This is a genomic window from Streptomyces sp. NPDC104309 (assembly GCF_055584025.1).
In genome coordinates this window covers 50194-67295 of record NZ_JBVJMV010000008.1, presented here as the reverse complement: position 1 = coordinate 67295, position 17102 = coordinate 50194, and the positions used below count along the sequence as shown (strand labels likewise).

The following is a 17102-nucleotide window of genomic DNA, read 5'->3' as shown; positions in this document are numbered from 1 at the left end:
CAGCGTTCCGTACATTCGGCCACTGGGCCCATTCCCACCCTGGACTTTTGGCCTAAGCCCATGGGGGCACCCACGAAAACCCGTCTCTCACGGAGTAATGTCCCACCTGAGAAGACGATCACGAGGAAGGACAGCTCAATGCTTTCCCGCCTGTTTGCCCCCAAGGTGAAGGTCAGCGCCCACTGCGACCTGCCCTGCGGCGTGTACGACCCGGCCCAGGCCCGCATCGAGGCGGAGTCGGTCAAGGCCGTCCAGGAGAAGTACCAGGCCAACGAGGACCCGCACTTCCGGGCCCGCGCGGTGGTCATCAAGGAACAGCGCGCCGAGCTCGCCAAGCACCACGTCTCGGTGCTGTGGAGCGACTACTTCAAGCCCCCGCACTTCGAGAAGTACCCGGAGCTGCACCAGCTGGTCAACGACGCCCTGAAGGCGCTGTCGGCTGCGAAGGCCTCCACGGACCCGGCGACGGGCCAGAAGGCGCTGGACTACATCGCCGAGATCGACAAGATCTTCTGGGAGACCAAGAAGGCTTGATCTATGGTCAGGCCGCCTGACCTGCGGTTTCGCTGGTCATGTCGCCTACCTGTCCGCACCCGGTCCGCAGGCCGCCGAGAACGGCGTCCATGACGGACCGGGTGCGGTCTTCTTCTCCCGGCCACAGATGCGCGTAGATCCGCAGAGTGATGACGGCGGACGCGTGGCCAAGGACCATCTGAACCTGCTTGACGCTTGCCCCGCCCGCGATGAGCGCGGAGGCGTAGAAGTGCCGCAGGTCGTGGGTCACCATGTGCGGCAGCTGGACGGGCTTGCGGTCCTCGCGCTCGGCCGCCTCGTTTTCTGCTGCCTGGAGTGCGCGGCGAGCGCAGTTCCATTCGGTCTTCCAGCGACGGTAGTTGAGGGGTTCTCCCTCCTCCATCGTGAACAGCCACTCTTTCGAGGGCCGTGCGGCGAGATGCGCTAGGAGCGCGTCGGTGACTACTTCGCCGACCGGGACCGTGCGCCGTGATTTGCCGGTCTTCGGCGGCCCTATCAGGCCGGATTGCAGCCGCTGCCGCTCGACGCGGATGGTGCCCCGCTTGAAGTCGACGTCCGAGACCTTGAGGCCGAGCAACTCGCCTATACGCAAGCCCGATCTGGCGAGGACGACGATCGCCGAGCGGATGTACGGCGGCATGGCACCGGACATCGCCACGACCTGAGCCACGGTGGGCGGCGTGATCTCGTCGTCCGGGATGGGCGGGAGGGTGATCCGCTTGCACGGCGTCACGGGGATGACCTTGTCCTCGACGGCGGCCGTCATGACGCGGACCAGGACCTCGTAGACGTTGCGTACGCTGCCGGGGCCGAGCTGCTCACACAGCTTCTTGAAAAGGGCCTGGATATGGCTGCGGCGCAGTGATGCCATCGCGTACGAGCCGAGCGCGGGTATGAGGTGGAGCCGCAGGGCGTTGTCGGTAATGCGCGCGCCCGCCTCGCCGACAATCTGCTCAGCCTCCCACTTCGTCGCGTACTTCTCGAAGGAGATCCTGCCTGCGCGCGGGTCCACGTACAGGCCGGTGACCATGCTGGTCGTGACCTCGTCGAGCCAGCGCTGGGCGTCGACCTTGCGCTCGAAGTGGCGAGCGTGCTCCTTGCCGTCGAGGTCGCGGTAGCGGGCCCGCCATTTGCCGTTGGGGCGCTTCTGAATGTTGGCCAAGTCGGATCTCCCTTGGGTTGGTTATCGGTAGTAGCCGCCGCCCTCGATGTACTCGGTGAGGGCGCGGGCATCGCGCTCGTCGCCCATAAGGCGGAGGCACTGCTCATGGATGGCGCGTGAGCTGTCGGGGTGGGCCTGGATGTGCTCGACCGCCGCGACGACGGCTTGGTGCAGGCGGTCCTGGGCGTCTCGGGACTCATAGAACGCCTCGACGGCTTCCTGGACGAGGCGCCGCCCGTCCATGTCGATGCCTTCGAGCGGCGGAGACATGAGCTCTTCGAGGGGGAGCTCGAAGACTCTGGCGAAGGCGAGGGCCTCATCGAGGTTGATGCGGCGACGCGGCTCGCCGTTCTCGATGCGCCAGACCGCGGTCTGGTTCATCTTCACGCCGGCCTTGGTCACCCGCTCTGCCAGCTCGGTCGTGCTCCATCCCCGCACTTCGCGCTCCAGCGCCACGCGTTCAGCGACATTCCCCTCGCTATAGAGCAGCGGCACCTCCGCCCCGCCTGCCTTGCTGTCTGCCATCGCGTCTCCCATCACCCATTCTTGCTATCCCAATTGAAACACACGCTTCCCGATTTGGAAAATCCGCGATCGTCGAGTACACCTTATGCAGATCGAATCGTCACCTAGTCGAATAGGAAACTGCATGGCGCAATACCTGCCCACCGCCGAGGTCGCCGAGCGCTACCGCACGGCCGAGAGCACAGTCCGCTACTGGCGACAGATCGGGAAAGGCCCGCGCGGCATCAAGATCGGCAAGCGGGTGCTGTACCCCGAGGCCGAGCTGCTGCGCTACGAGCAGGCGCTGGCTCAGGGCCAGGACGAGTGGGGCACCGCCGCATGAGATGCCGGCCTCATCCCCTGACATGGCAACGGCCCCCGGCGAGCCAACGCCGAGGGCCGAGGATTCCCCAACTCATCGCCCGTACCTGAACGATCAAGTCGGTGGGGTGGGCTCTAGCCCAGCCCGCTCCACCGGGAGAGGAACGTCTATGAAGGACTCTACGTCCCCCGCCACCTCGAACGCATCCCCCAAGGTCGTCTGGCCCGCCGCTGCAGTCCCCGGCCAGGGCATCCCCTGGCGCAACAGGGACCAAGCGGAGTCGCGGTCCCCTGCCACACGCACCCCGAACCAGGCATCGGAGGGGGCGGACCGCCCCACCAACGATGTCCCGAAGGGGGTTCCGGTCGGGGACCGGAACGCGGCCGATGCGGAAAGTGTGCAGGTCAGCGCCCTGCGGACCAAGCCCAATGGTGCGGACCATGCTGGTCCGGGCGGACTGGGGGTCGGGGACCGGGTGGACACTTCCGGTCAGTCGGTACCCGAACTCGATCCCCGAATTCCGGACGAGCGGACCACGCTCGGAGCAGGTGGTGGGGACTACGGTCCCCACGACTCTGCGGGGACCGTGGTCTCCGACGGCGGATCGGGGACCGGGGACCGCGCCGGTGTGAGCGGCGAGGTGGCCAACGAAGGAGCCGTGCTGCTGGATGAGCTGCGTGCGGCAGTCGGCCGGTACGTGGTGCTGCCGAGCGAGGAGGCCCTGACGGCGGTCACGCTGTGGGTGGCGGCCTCCCACATTCAGCCCGCCCTCCAGCATGCGCCACGGCTGGCGGTTGTGGGGCCGACGAAGGGGTGCGGCAAGTCCCGTGTCCTGGACGTGCTCCATGAGACCGTGCACCAGCCGATGATGACGGTGAACACGTCGCCTGCGGTGGTCTTCCGTGTCATCGGCAAGAACCCGCCGACGCTGCTGGTGGATGAGGCCGACACCATCTTCGGCCCCAAAGCGGGCGAGAAGGAGGACCTGCGCGGTCTGCTGAACGCCGGGCACCAGCGCAACCGGCCCGCCTGGCGGATCTCCGGGCCGGAGCACAAGCCGACGGCGTTTCCCACTTTCGCCATGGCCGCGCTCGCCGGGATCGGCGACCTACCCGACACGATCACGGACCGGGCGGTCGTGCTGCGCATGCAGAAGCGCAAGCCTGACGAGCGGATCACCCCGTTCCGCTCGCGGTACTCCGTGCCCGAACTGAACGCGGTACGCAACCGGCTCGCCGCCTGGCTGACCCCGCTGCGTAGCACCGCTGCGGCCTACGTGCCGAAGATGCCGGTCGAAGACCGCGCTGCGGACACCTGGGAGCCGCTGGTGATCGTCGCCGATCTGGCCGGCGGGCGCTGGCCCGCGCAGGCACGTGCAGCCTGCTTGGCGATGACGCGCAACGAGGTGGTCCAGGACGAGCAGACGACGCTGAAGACGCGGCTGCTACGCGACGTTCGCCGCGTGTTCGAGCAGGAGGGTCACAAGGAGGCTCTGCGGAGCCAGGACCTGCTCGCCGCGCTCGTCCAGGACGCGGAGGCGCCGTGGGCCGAGTACGGCACCAAGGGCCTGAACGCCTACCACTTGGCCAACCTGCTACGGGACTTCGGCATCAGCCCGGCCAACCACCGTTTCGAGAACGGCAGGCAGGCCAAGGCGTACGCCCGTAACCAGTTCCTCGACGCCTGGGCCCGCTACTGCCCCGACCCTGCCCAACCGGCACCCGCAGCCAGCGAGGCCGCGCTCGCACGGCCAGCCCACGGCAAGCCGCCCGCCCCTCCGTCCGGGACGCTGCCCATCGGCCCGCCCGGCGGGCCTGCCGGCGCCAAGCCCACTCGCTGACACCAGCTCCGTATCAGTCCGTCGCATTCGTCCCCGCGCAGGTCAGCGCGGGGACGGAGTTCCTTGCCGATACGGATTACTCCGTACCTGCAACCGTCTCCGTACCTGCCCTGACCAGCTACGGGACGGATGCAACGGACGTGACGAAGCCCCACCCCACACGACTACCGGAGCACCACCATGCCCGAAACGAGCACCGACAACTCCCCCACCCGCCGCCGCAAGGGACTCTTTGGCCTGCCCCGCCGATCAGCAGCAAGCTGGAGCGAACGAGCCTCTAACGAGGCTTCGTCCGCACTTGCCCCCGCCCCAGGGGTGGCGGAGGCGAAGGCCGGGCGCCAGGGGGCGCCCGAGCCTGAAGAGGGCACAGCCGAGACCAGCGGTCCGCCCGCGGCCGACTCCGTCACCCCGCGTACTCAGCCGCCGGCCGACATCCAACCGCCCGCCGAGCAGCCCTCCTGGCCGGATCCCGACGCCCCCGTCCTGCCCACGCTGATGAACCGCAAGCGCACCGTGGAGAAGCGCGACCAGGAGAAGACCATTCGCTTCACCCGGACCGCGGTCCGCGTGATCAGCGCCGCCGCTCACCAGCGCGGTCAGAAGTTCGCCGGATTCGTCGGGGACGCTGCCCTCGCCGTTGCCCTCGGCAAGGCGGGGCTGGTCGGCAGCCCGGAGGACGATCCTCTCCGCCCGCTGATCGAGGCCGTCGAGGCACACACGGTCGCGTTGAACCGCATCGGCGGCAACCTCAACCAGATCACCGCAGCCATCCACCGAGGAGCGGTGCCCGAGCGCGCCGAGGCGGTGCTGGACCACGTCGAACAAGCGGCCCAGAACAGCTACCGACTGATCGACCAGCTCCTGGCGGAGGGAACTGCACATGGTTCCTGACGTCTCCACCGGTTCCGACACCCGCGGACTGATCGTCTACCTCTTCGGCCCCGGCCGCCGCGACGAACACACCGACCCTCACATCGTCGCCGCCTGGGACATGGCCGGCGCCCCCGACCCCGGCCGCGACCCCGAGGCCACCTACACCCTGCTCGCCAAGCGCCTCGACCCCCACGTCGACCTGCGCACCCGCGAACTGAGCAGCAAGAAGCCACCCCAGCATGTCTGGCACTGCCCGGTCCGCACCGCGCCCGGCGACCGCTACCTCACCGACGCCGAGTGGGCCGAGGTCGCGCGCCGCATCGTTCACGCCGCCGGCATTGCCCCCGAAGACGACGAGAAGGCATGCCGGTGGATCGCAGTGCGCCACGCCGACGACCATATCCACATCATGGCCACCACCGTCCGCGCCGACGGACGCCGCCCGCGTACCCACCGCGACGGACAGCGGGCCCAAGCCGAATGCCGCAAGATCGAAGCCGAATTCGGCCTGCGCCGCCTGAAGTCCGGCGACCTCACCGCGCCCCGCACCCCCACCGGCGCCGAACGCGCGAAGGCCGAGCGCCAGGGCCAGTCGGTCACGGCACGGCAGTGGCTGCGCGAGCAGGCGTACGCGGTCGCCGCCGCCGTACGCAACGAAGCCGACTACTTCACCGTGCTGCAGTCCCTCGGCATCAAGGTCAAAACGCGCCTCGGCCCCGAGACCGGTGACGTGATCGGCTACAGCCTCGCCGCACCTGGCGACACCAACGCGGCCGGCGAACCCGTCTGGTACGGCGGCTCGAAACTCGCCCCTGACCTCTCCACCAATCGTCTACGCGAACGCTTCCCCGACCAGGAGGTGGCCGACCGCCCTCAATATGTGGCGGACCCCGCCGATCCATGGCGGCACACCACCACCGCAATAGAGACGGCGCACTCCGTCCTCGACTCCGGTGACGATGCCGCCGCCCAGGGCTACCTGGCCGCCTTCGGCGATGCCCTGTACAACATCGCCAGCGCCACGACCAGCCCGCACCGGACAGAAATGCGGGCGGCGGCGGTGGCGTTCAACCGTGCCCGCCGCTCCGCCACCCGCGCCGACCACCAGGCCGCCACTGCCCTGCGCAAGGCCGCCAAGGAACTCGCTTACGCCTCCAGCGAGCCGGGTGGGCTCGCCATCGCCCTGCTCTTCGTCACCGTGCATCTGGCCCGCGCCGCCGCCAAGTGGCACGAACAGCGCGGCCACGAACAGCAGGCCGATGCGGCCGAAGAAGCCTTCCGCCACCTCCAGGCGGGCTACCAGCAGGCCGCCGCCCCCATCTTGGCGGACCTGGCCCGTCGCGCACCGCGAGCCGCAACCGCCAGCCGATTCGAGCAAGACGTTCGTGTGGCCCTCCCCGACCACGCCAACCGCATCCTCGCCGACCCCTCCTGGCCCGCGCTGACCACCACCCTCGCCCGGGCTGAAAGTGCGGGATACCTGCCTCGCCTGGTCCTCGCCGAAGCCGTCGGCCTCCGAGAACTCGACACCGCCGAGCGCCCCGCTGAGGTCCTCAACTGGCGCCTCGCCGCCAAACCCAACAGGCGCGCACAGGCAGCAGGCACACGTAGCACACTCAGCGCCACGCCCGTCACGCCCACACCTCAGCCCGAGCCTTATCCGGCGAGCCAACGGCCTACGGAGCGCGGTCGACACCGATAGCGGCAGTCGGCCCTCAGCGGCGGCAGACGAGAATGCCGCCCAGGCACGTGATCTCGAACATCCGCTGCCGGGCGATGTGATCAACGAGGATGGCGCGGGCCCGCTCGATCGTGGCCTCGAACGGCACGTCGTGCTGGTCCGCCCATGCCCGGTACGAGGCCATGTGCGCGATCACCGGATCCGGGTGGCGGACTGCGATGGTGCCGGGCAGCTCGATCATCTCGACGCGGCCGAACTCCTCGCCCAGGAAGGACGGCGCCTTCTCCAGCGAGAATCGGGCGCTGAGGGAGATGCGGGCCGCGCCGCGTCCAGTGCCGAGGACGTCGCCGGCGGCCTGCTGCCACAGATCGTCGAGCTCGGCCTTGTCCCGGTCGCTGTTGGTGGAGGCGATGACCAGGCCGTCGGCGGTCACGACGCGGGAGAGTTCGTTGATCGCTTGGGTGATGTCCGGGACGTGGTAGAGCATGTGCAGCGCCAGGGCGGCGTCGACGTTCCCCGTGACCAGCGGGAGCTTGGTCACGTCCGCCACGGCCACCGGTCCCGGGACATCCGCAAGGATGCCCGGTGCAATGTCGAGGCCGAGCAGGGTCAGGTCCGCGCGGTCCTGGTACAGGCGCTTGATGAACTTGCCGTTCCCACACCCCACATCGACGATGCGCCCACGCTCACGTACGCCGCTCAGTTGCTCGGCGACAAGGCCAGGCAGGTCGTAACGCGGCGTCTGCCATTGGTAGAGCGACTGGCGGGCGGCGAGGTCGCGGTCGTCGCTGTAGGCGCTGCCGACCAGGCGACCGCGGTCGGTCACAGCGGCGTCGTGGGCGGCGGAGAGGTCGGTCACGTCGGCAGCTCCCGAGGGCGGGCGGCAGTTGAGGCCGCAACGACGGCCGTGTGCTGGAGGCGTTCACGCAGTTGGGTCGCCTGCGCAGCTCCACCGTACTGTGGCCCCCTCAGGTCGCGACCGAGATCAACCAGCCTCCGCACGATGCTCGCCGACACTCGTGACGGCGGCGCCTCGAGTACGAAGCCGAGCATCGCCTCGGCGCCGTCGATATCTGCCAGGAGCAAGTGGCCGCGAGCGAGGTCGACATGGGCGGCGAACAGGTCGCCGACGGACCGGTCGTCGTCCTCGGCGCTGCGGTAGAGCCGAACTGCCTCGTCCGCACTTGCGATGGCCTGCTGGACGTGCTCACGCCCGCCGATGGCGAGGTGGGTCGTACCGGCGTACGCGTGCTGCTTGGCGGCCGGGAAGGCGAAGATGCCCGGTACGTCGTCGTGCCCGACCGTCATCTCGCGGGACCGCTCGGCGTCCACCAGAGCGGCTGCTGCGCCCGCAGTATTGCCCGCTATCGCAAGCGCCCGTGCCTCCAGGCTCGCCAACCGGGCGCCGATGCTGCCGCCGGCCCGATGGTGGCGTCCGGCCTGAGCAAGCCTTGCCGCCTGCTCGTACTGCCCCGTCCAGTAGGCGATCAGAGACTCCACTGCCCTCACCCAGGCCAGCAGCCCCTCGTGCCCGGCAGCCTCGGCACACGCGCGAGCGGTACGGGCGTGGGTGGCCGCCGATTCGTAGTGCCCCAGGTCCAGGCAGACGTGCGCGGAGAGCCCGCACAGACGCGCCGCCGAGACGTACAAGTCACTGGTTTGACGGGGTCGTTGACGCCCGCGTAGCAGCTCGAACACCCCATCTCGCAGCTGCTTGATCTCGACGTACAGCTCCAGCAGAGGGTGACTGACATACGAACGCGCGAGCCGTGCCACATCGGCTTCGAGCTGCTCGACGACGAACTCGTCAGCGTTGCGTTGCGCAATGAACCTGGCAAAGTCAGCCGACAGGGACGCGTCAGCTGACACGACACCAGCCGTGGAGCGCTGCTTCGGCGCCTGCCGCGTAGAGCCCTCCGGCAAGCCCTCATTGCCACGGTGCCGCTTACTGACCGCGACAGCCCGGTCGAGCGCCGCGACATCGACGTCGAAGACCCGCGCCAAGTATTTCCGGGTGTACGGGACCGGGATTCGCGCCTCGCGCTCATAACGTCCGATCTCCTTACCCGTCTTGGCGGCACGCCCCTCCAGGGCGTTGTACGCATCGGCCACCTGCTGCTGGCTCCAACCGCGCGCGGTACGCAGCCGAATGAGCAAGGCACCGATCCTCGTATCGCCCATCCCGTCTCCCCTGAGCGTGCGGACTCTGGCCCCCATGTTGGCCCCCGGCATGGCCCCCACGCTGGCTCCCGACCCAAACGAGCGAAACAGGTTCGCTATTGGCCATGCCTAGCAGATTGCCCGAGGAGCCAGACACCCTCGCTCCAGACCATCCCAGCGACGCCGCCAAGTACGAAACGATGCGCTTCACTCGACGCCGGTCCACACCGGGCGCAGCCCGCGCATTCGTCGCAAAGACCCTTACGCAATGGGGCCAGACCGGACGCCTCGACGACATCCAGCTGTGCACCTCCGAACTCGCCACCAACGCCGTACTGCACGGCGCCCCCGCAGGCGGACTGGTTCTCGTACGCGTAGCTCTGGAGGGCGCCCTGCTGCGCATCGAAGTACACGATGCCGGTGACGGCATGCCCAGGAAGCGTCAGACACAGGAAAGCGCTGACGACGGCCGTGGTCTGCTGCTCGTCTCCGCCGTCGCCGACGACTGGGGCGTGGAAGAGCGCCGGGGCCCCGGCAAATGCGTCTGGGTTGCCTTCCACCACAGTTCGGTGACGACATGCTGACGCCCGCCCGCGCCGATCCGTTCACCCTCTCCGCCGGCCTGATCGCCTCCGTGGCCACCGCAACCTGGCTGGATACAGCCCCGACTGGAGCCACCCTCTGCTGCCTCCTGCTCGTGCCACAACCACCCCGCAGCCTCGGTGAGACGTCAGCCGTCATCGAGCACCGCATGCGCACGGTCGCCGATGCCCTACATCTCGGCCCCGCCACCAAGCCCCCGCCGGACATGGGGTCGCGCCTGGGCTCGATTACGCCGACCGAAGTCACCCTGAGCTTCGACGGCACCCCGTACAGCAAACGCATCCCAGCAGGCCACTCCTGGACGCTTTCACTTGGCCTCGGACACCAGCCGCCGTCATCCTGGGCCCCGACCCGCTCTCCCGCAGCGCCATCCCTGCCGAGATCGACAGCTACCTGGACCTTGCCGCGCTCCGCCAACGCCTTCTCTTCGGCCACACCCGAACCGAATGAACCCCGACCCGAGTACTTCGATCTCGCCGCACCTAGGTGCGGGTGGAGTACTCGCACCTGGCCGATCTCACCGCAGGCGACATCATCCGCTTCCGCATCAAGGGCACCGCCGAGAGCTGCGACGTTGAGGTCAAGCGGGTCACCGAGTACCCCGACTTCGAATCCCTGCCTGACGGCGAGAAACAGGCCAACGTCAACCCTACGGCCAGCAGGGAACAGCAGTTCACCAACATCCGCATCATCAAAGGCCCCAAGGAAGGATCCCTCGGCGCCCTCGTCATTGAGATCGTGCGCACCGCTCCGCGATCGACGCCCGTCTCACGGGATGCCATATGCGGATGCCGACGGACGGTTCGCGCCCCTTTCGGGCAGCCCTTGCATACCCAGATAGCCGCCTGAATCCCCGCATCACCAGTGGCCGAATCTTTGCCATAGCCAAGGTGAGCACCGGGGAATCTGAGACCAGTTGACGTGCGAAAGTGACACATGTCACCGCGTGCGATAGACGGTTTCCCGTCCATCTTCTGTGATCTTGTCACTATTTCCGATCTTTATCTGACGCATACCTTCACTTTGACATCACATCAGTGATGCCGAAGTGAAGGTGAGAGGTCGGAGATCATGACGGTTCACAGACCCGCGCGCTGGCAACGCGGGCGGCCTTGGCTCGGGGAGAACGTCCGCTGGACAGCGGGCGGGCTCGCCTTGGCCATGGCCATCACCCTGCTCGACGTGACAAGTTCCGGAGCAGCCTCGCCGCCTCAGGCCGCAGATGCGCCGAATAAGGCGACAGCGACCCAGGCAGCGGACATACCCTCCGCCCGTGTCGCGGCGAGGCTGTCCGACAAGCGGGTCGAAGCGCTCTCGGAGCGCACCGAGACGTCCACGACATGGGCGAACAAGGACGGCAGCCTCACAACCGAGTTCGCAGCTGGTCCGGTCCGGTTCGAGCGGGACGGCAAGTGGGTCGACGTCGATGTGGAATTGCGTGAATCCGGCTCAGGCGTGGAGCCCGTCGCGCACCCGGAGGGCCTGCGACTTGCAGGGAAGACAGGCACGCCGGCGAAGTCTCTCACGGCCGCTCGCGAGGCCAAGGCCACCGACCTGGTGACGCTGGGCGAGGGCGACCAGCAGATCACCCTCCAGTGGAAGGGCGGCCTGCCGAAACCGACGCTCGACGGGACACGTGCGGAGTATGTCAACGCCGTTCCCGGCGCAGACGTGGTCGTCGAGGCCACGCGCACCGGTTTCGAGCAGTTCGTCGAGATCAAGCAGAAGCCGACGACGGACAGCTACACCTATATCCTGCCGTTGAAGGCCAAGGGCCTGAAGGCCGAGCAACAGTCCGACGGCAGCGTGCTCTTCACGGACAAGAAGAACAAGAAGACCGCGGTGATGCCCGCCCCGGTGATGTGGGACGCCACCGTCGACCCGGTCTCCGGCGAGCACACCCGCCGCGTGCCGGTGGCGATGAAGGCCGTGAAAAAGGGCTCGACCATAGACCTGGTGGTCACCCCGGACGCGAAGTTCCTGGCCGACCCCGCGACGAAATACCCGGTGACGGTGGACCCGTCGACATCGGCGCTGTCGAACGTCTTCGACACCTACGTGCAGCAGGGCGAGACTCGCGACTGGTCCACGGACGTCGAGCTGGACCTGGGCAACCCGGGTACGAAGAACGCCGACGGCACGTACCGCACTGCCCGGTCCTTCATCTCGTGGAACACCGCCCCGATCGCCGACGCGCTGGTGATGGACGCGAAGCTGTCGCTGTGGAACTTCCACTCCGGCAACTACACCGGTTCTTCGTGTCCCTTGCAGCCGTGGGAGGTGTGGTCCGCCGGCGCCGCTTCGACGTCGTCGCGCTGGGCCGCGCCCAACCAACCGGCGTGGATCGCGAAGAAGGCCACCTCCTCGGAGACACGGGGTAATGCCTCGTGCACCGCGCAGCCGGACGGCTGGATCAACGCCGACGTGACCACGATGGTGCAGGAATGGGCGTCGGCCAAGGCGGCCAAGTCCCACATGGGCCTGCGCGCCTCCGACGAGAACGTCACGGGGCAGTGGAAGCGGGTCAACTCCGCCAACGCCGCGTCCAACCCGCCGAAGCTGGTCGTGACCTACAACTACCGGCCGCGCACGGGTACGAAGCAGGAAGCGGGCCCGCCGTACTTCTCCTACGGCGGCGCCTACACCGTCAACACCCTCACCCCGACGCTGCGCGACACGTTCGTCGACGCCGACGGTGACAAGGTCAACGGCACCTTCCAGGTCTTCGACAGCTCCACCAACACCCAGGTCGGCAACGTCCTCGTCTCAAAGTACGTGCCCTCCGGGCAGGTCGCCTCGGTGACCCTCCCCGCAGGTATGCTCGCGGACGGCAAAACGTACAAATTCCGCACCTCCCCCTATGACGGCAGCCACTACAACGTGGGCTGGTCTGCGTGGAAGACGTTTACGGTCGACACCAAGGCACCGTCCGCGCCCACGAAGATCGCCTCGACGGACTACCCGTTGGACAAATGGGTCAAGGGCACAGGGCAGGCCGGCACGTTCACCGTCACGCCGCCCACCGGCAGCGACCACAACTGGCTCGAGTGGTCCCTCGACGGTGTGACCTGGACCAAGGTCGCCACCGGTGGCTCCAGTGCCGACAAGGGCATCAGCATCGCCCCGCCGAGGGACGGCACCCACACCCTTCAGGTTCGGGCCGTCGACAAGGCCGACAACAAGTCGGAGGCCATCGACTACACCTTCCACGCGGGCCCCGGCGGGTTCATCCAGCCCGGTGAGGGTGAGCGCACCGCACGCCGCCTGCCCCTGGTCGCCGAGGCCGACGCCGGCAAGTACGACAAGGTCTCCTTCTCCTGGCGCCGGTCCGAGGCCGACCCGTGGGTGAAGATCCCCGCTGCCGACGTCACCTCCGGCGGCACACCTCTGACCGCGTGGCCGGTACCGATGGCGGGCGGCAAGAACGCCGCCCTGGTCTGGAACGCGACCAGTACCGTCGACCCCGACGGCAGCGTGCAGATCAAGGCCGACTTCACCGGCCCCAGCTCCGCCTCGAGCAGCACCGAGCCGCTGTCTGTCGTCGTGGACCGCAACGCCTCCGGCGCCTCGTCGGAGAACGTCGGCCCGGGATCGGTGAACCTGCTCACTGGCGACTACACCCTCTCCGCCACCGACGCCTCCGCGTTCGACCTCTCGGTCTCGCGTACCGCTTCGTCGCGTGCCCCGGACAAGGGCGTGACGCAGGAAGGCCAGGCGCCGATCTTCGGCAAGGAGTGGGTGACCGGCACCCTCGCGGAGATGACGGACTCGGACTTCTCCCACATTCGCAGGGTGTCCGACACGGCAGTGGCCGTCGTCGACTCCGAGGGTGAAGAGACCCACTTCACCGCCAACGCGGGCAAGACCAGCTGGATCCCCGAGCCCGGATCGGAGGACCTCACCCTCAAGGGCAGCGTGACCGGCTCGTTCACGCTCTCCGACACCGAGGGCACGGTGACCGAGTTCACCAAGCCCGACGCTGCGGCCACCACCTGGCAAGTCTCCAGCACCCTGCTGGACGGCCTGTCCAACTCCACCACCACCGTCATCTCCGAGACCGTGACCGTCGACGGCAAGAAGCTGGCCCGCCCCAAGCGGATCATCGGCGCCACCTCGGCCACGACTGCCGCCGTCTGCACCGCCGATCCGGCGACCAAGGGCTGCCGCGTGGTTGAGTTCGTCTACGCCACCTCCACCACCGCCACAGACTCAGTGTTCGGCGACTACAGCGGACAGGTCAAGGAGATCCGCCTGTGGTCCACCGCCCCCGGTGCGGCAGCGGCAACCTCCAAGTCCGCCCAGATGTACGGGTACGACGGCACGGGCCGCCTGCGCCAGGCGTGGAACCCGCAGATCAGCCCCGCGCAGAAGTCCGAATACGCCTACGACATCGCCGGACGGGTCACCAAGTTCACTCCGCCCGGCGAGCTGCCGTGGACCTTCACCTACGGCAAGGCTGGCAACGCCGCCACCGCCGGTGACGGCATGCTCCTCAAGGCGTCCCGTCCTGGGCTGAAGCAGGGTACCGTCGACACCGTCGAAGGCGAGGCCCACTCCAGCTTCGTCTACGACGTGCCGCTGACCGGCACCGCCGCCCCGTACAAGATGGGCGCGGCGGACGTGAAGGCGTGGGGCCAGCTGGACACACCCACCGATGCCGCCGCCGTCTTCCCGGCCGACGCCGTCCCGGCGTCCCACACCGGCAGCTCGCTCACCTCCGGTGACTACAAGCGGGCCGACGTGCACTACCTCGGAGTGTCCGGACGCGAGATCAACTCCGCCACTCCCGGCGGACACATCTCCACCACCGAGTACGACCAGTTCGGCAACACCGTCCGTGAACTGTCGGCCGCCAACCGGGCCGTCGCCCTCGGGCTCACCACGGACGACAGGGCCGTCCAGGCCGACCTGGGCATCGCCCAGCTCCCTGCAGGCGAACGCGCCGACATCCTGGCAACCCGCTCCGTCTACAACGAGGCCGGTACACGGGAACTCGAAGAGTTCGGGCCGCTTCGCCGGATCGACCTGACCACGGACCTGAAGTCAGGCACCACCACCCTCGTCCCGGCAGGCACCTCCGTGACCGCACGAACCTGGACGGTCAACGAGTACGACGCCGGACGCCCGACCGACGGCACCGCCAAGGTCAAGGACCAGGTCACCAAGGTCACCACGGGCGCGCAGGTGCGTGAGCACCCCGGTGTGCAAGGCGAGCCCCGCGTGTCGCAGACGGTCTACGACTGGGCCAAGGGCCTGCCCACCCAGACCGTCCAGGACCCGGGCGGGCTGGCCATCACCACCAAAACCGAGTACGACGCCCAGGGCCGCACGGTCAAGCAACTCCTTCCGGGTGCGAACGGTACGGACGCCGCCACCAGGGTGACAACGTACTGGTCTCCCACCGGAAGCGGCACCTGTGCCGGGCGCCCGGAGTGGGCCGACCTGGTCTGCTCCACCGGCCCGGCAGGCGCGATCACCGGCGGCGGCAGCAACCCGACCGAACTGCCGACCACCACCACCGAATACGACTGGTGGGGCAACCCCGGCAAGGTCAGCGAAACCGCCAACGGCGTCACCCGCACCACCACGACCACGTACGACAACGCGGGCCGTCAGACCAAGGTCGCCATCACCGGCGGCATCGGCCAGGCGGTCCCCGAGTCCACCACCGAGTACGACCCGGCCACCGGCCAGGCCGTAAAGACCACCTCGCCGACCGGCGGCACCATCACCAAGGCGTACGACAAGCTCGGCCGCCAAATCTCCTACACCGACGCCGACGGCGGCACCACCACCACCGAGTACGACCTGCTCGGACGGCCGGTCAAGGCCACCGACAACGCGCCCTCCACCGTCACCTTCACCTATGACACGGCCATCGAGCCGCGCGGCCTGGCCACCAGGACCGCTGACTCCATCGCCGGCACTTTCCAGGCCACCTACGATGCCGACGGCTCGGTGTCGAGCGAGAAACTGCCCGGCGGTTACACCCTCAAGCAGACCGAGGACACCACCGGCACGGCCGTTGACCGGACCTACACCCGCGACAGCGACGGCACGATCGTCTACTCCGACACGGTGACCGAGTCCATCCACGGCCAGGTCGCATCCCACGCGGGCTGGTCCGACCAGACCTACCGCTACGACGCCACCGGCCGGCTCACCACGGTCGAGGACACGTGGAACACCGAGTGCACGCGTCGCAGCTACACCTTCGACGCGCGCACGAACCGTAAGTCCCTCACCTCTGCGACCGGTACGCCCGGCGCCGACTGCCCCACATCAGGAGGCACGACCACCAGCCACACCTACGACAGCGCCGACCGCATCGTCGACACCGGCTACACCTACGACGCGTTCGGCCGCACCACCGCCCTCGCGGGGCACGGCACCATCGGCTACTACGCCAACGACTTGGCCCATCAGCAGACGTCGGGCGGTAAGCGCCAGACCTGGCAGCTCGACGCCAACCTGCGTTTCCGCTCATGGAAGGTCGAAGCCGGCAGTGGCACCACCTGGACACAGGAACAGTCCAAGGTCAACCACTACGACAGCGACGGCGACAACCCCCGCTGGATCACCGAGGACACCACCACCGGTGCGTTGACGCGGAACGTCGACTCCGCCTCCGGAGACCTCGCCGCCACCACCACCAAAACCGGCGGCACCGTCCTGCAACTCACCACTATCCACGGCGATGTGGCCCTCCAACTGCCGCTGGACACCTCCAAGGCCCCCGTCGCCTTGGACAGCGACGAGTACGGCAACCCCCGCACCGGCCAGGCCGCTACCCGCTACAACTGGCTGGGAGGCAAGCAACGCTCCACCGAGACCCTCACCGGGCTCACCCTCATGGGCGTCCGCCTCTACAACCCCACCACCGGACGCTTCCTGTCCATCGACCCCGTCTACGGCGGCGGAGCCAACGCGTACGAGTACGTCAACGGCGACCCGCTCAACCGCTACGACCTGGACGGAAAGTGGTGGAGCTGGAAGAAGGTCAAGCGCGGTTTCAAGCGCGCCGCCCGCCACGTCCGGAAGAACTGGCGGACCTACGCCGGATACGGCGCCACCGCCGCCTGCATCGTCGCGTCGGCCGGAGCCTGCGCCGTCGCCAGCGTCGCCGTCTTCGCCGCCACGTCCATAGCCGACGGCCGAGGAGGACGATGGCGCACGAAGAAGTACTGGAAGTCCACGGCCAAGTCCGCAGCATGGACCGCAGTTGGCGTCGGCGCGGGCCGTTTCGCCGCCGGCTCCTGGTGGAAGTCGAGTCGCGGATTCTCCCGAGGTGGCCGACACGCCGTAGGCCGGGGCAGCCACGCAATGAGGGTCTCCTACCGGCGCACGGCATGGAACTACGCGGGTAATTCCTGGACCGGCACGCTCACCTGCGGGATGAGCTGGAAGATGCGTTACTGCTAGG

The 17102-nt window shown here is 68.2% G+C and carries 12 protein-coding genes; 8 read left to right on the top strand and 4 right to left on the bottom strand.

The window, feature by feature from the left end; all coding sequences use genetic code 11:
* Window positions 1–138 precede the first annotated feature (138 nt).
* Complete coding sequence (gene sodN / locus ACZ68L_RS14180; RefSeq protein ID WP_327369805.1) at window positions 139–534, top strand: superoxide dismutase, Ni; 396 nt, start codon at window positions 139–141, stop codon at window positions 532–534.
* 7 nt (window positions 535–541) lie between these two features.
* Here sodN and ACZ68L_RS14175 read toward each other — a convergent pair whose 3' ends face one another.
* The gene (locus ACZ68L_RS14175; RefSeq protein ID WP_469576977.1) at window positions 542–1696 is read right to left on the bottom strand and encodes a tyrosine-type recombinase/integrase; all 1155 of its coding nucleotides are present in this window, start codon (window positions 1694–1696) and stop codon (window positions 542–544) included.
* 21 nt (window positions 1697–1717) lie between these two features.
* Window positions 1718–2221 (bottom strand): helix-turn-helix transcriptional regulator, encoded by a 504-nt coding sequence (locus ACZ68L_RS14170; protein ID WP_469576975.1) that lies wholly within the window; start codon window positions 2219–2221, stop codon window positions 1718–1720.
* A 124-nt stretch (window positions 2222–2345) separates the two neighbouring features.
* Here ACZ68L_RS14170 and ACZ68L_RS14165 point away from each other — a divergent pair, with 124 nt between their 5' ends.
* The 4 genes from ACZ68L_RS14165 (at window position 2346) to ACZ68L_RS14150 (ending at window position 6937) form a co-directional block, all read left to right on the top strand.
* Window positions 2346–2543, top strand: a complete 198-nt coding sequence (locus ACZ68L_RS14165) for a helix-turn-helix transcriptional regulator (protein WP_469576974.1) — start codon at window positions 2346–2348, stop codon at window positions 2541–2543.
* Window positions 2544–3108: 565 nt separating this feature from the next.
* Window positions 3109–4362, top strand: coding sequence for a DUF3631 domain-containing protein (locus ACZ68L_RS14160; RefSeq protein WP_469577249.1), 1254 nt, complete (start codon window positions 3109–3111; stop codon window positions 4360–4362).
* Between the two features lie 315 nt (window positions 4363–4677).
* The gene (locus ACZ68L_RS14155) at window positions 4678–5253 is read left to right on the top strand and encodes a MobC domain-containing protein (protein WP_469576972.1); all 576 of its coding nucleotides are present in this window, start codon (window positions 4678–4680) and stop codon (window positions 5251–5253) included.
* Window positions 5243–6937: a relaxase/mobilization nuclease domain-containing protein gene (locus ACZ68L_RS14150; protein WP_469576971.1), complete on the top strand. Its 1695-nt coding sequence runs from the start codon at window positions 5243–5245 to the stop codon at window positions 6935–6937. The genes ACZ68L_RS14155 and ACZ68L_RS14150 overlap by 11 nt, the downstream gene beginning before the upstream one ends.
* 13 nt (window positions 6938–6950) lie before the next feature.
* On the opposite strand, the gene ACZ68L_RS14145 is transcribed toward ACZ68L_RS14150, so the two are convergent.
* Together ACZ68L_RS14145 and ACZ68L_RS14140 are read right to left on the bottom strand one after the other, a co-directional pair.
* Window positions 6951–7775: a class I SAM-dependent methyltransferase gene (locus ACZ68L_RS14145; protein WP_469576970.1), complete on the bottom strand. Its 825-nt coding sequence runs from the start codon at window positions 7773–7775 to the stop codon at window positions 6951–6953.
* The gene (locus ACZ68L_RS14140) at window positions 7772–9097 is read right to left on the bottom strand and encodes a helix-turn-helix transcriptional regulator (RefSeq protein ID WP_469576969.1); all 1326 of its coding nucleotides are present in this window, start codon (window positions 9095–9097) and stop codon (window positions 7772–7774) included. Before ACZ68L_RS14140 ends, ACZ68L_RS14145 begins: the two co-directional genes overlap by 4 nt.
* 104 nt (window positions 9098–9201) lie before the next feature.
* Here ACZ68L_RS14140 and ACZ68L_RS14135 point away from each other — a divergent pair, with 104 nt between their 5' ends.
* The 3 genes from ACZ68L_RS14135 to ACZ68L_RS14125 all read left to right on the top strand — a co-directional run bounded on the left by ACZ68L_RS14135 (window position 9202) and on the right by ACZ68L_RS14125 (window position 17101).
* On the top strand, window positions 9202–9660 hold the full coding sequence (locus ACZ68L_RS14135; RefSeq protein ID WP_469576968.1) for an ATP-binding protein: 459 nt from the start codon (window positions 9202–9204) through the stop codon (window positions 9658–9660).
* Window positions 9661–10171: 511 nt separating this feature from the next.
* Window positions 10172–10528 (top strand): ASCH domain-containing protein, encoded by a 357-nt coding sequence (locus tag ACZ68L_RS14130; protein WP_469576967.1) that lies wholly within the window; start codon window positions 10172–10174, stop codon window positions 10526–10528.
* Window positions 10529–10840: 312 nt separating this feature from the next.
* Window positions 10841–17101: a DNRLRE domain-containing protein gene (locus tag ACZ68L_RS14125; RefSeq protein WP_469577248.1), complete on the top strand. Its 6261-nt coding sequence runs from the start codon at window positions 10841–10843 to the stop codon at window positions 17099–17101.
* The last annotated feature ends 1 nt before the right edge of the window (window position 17102 follow it).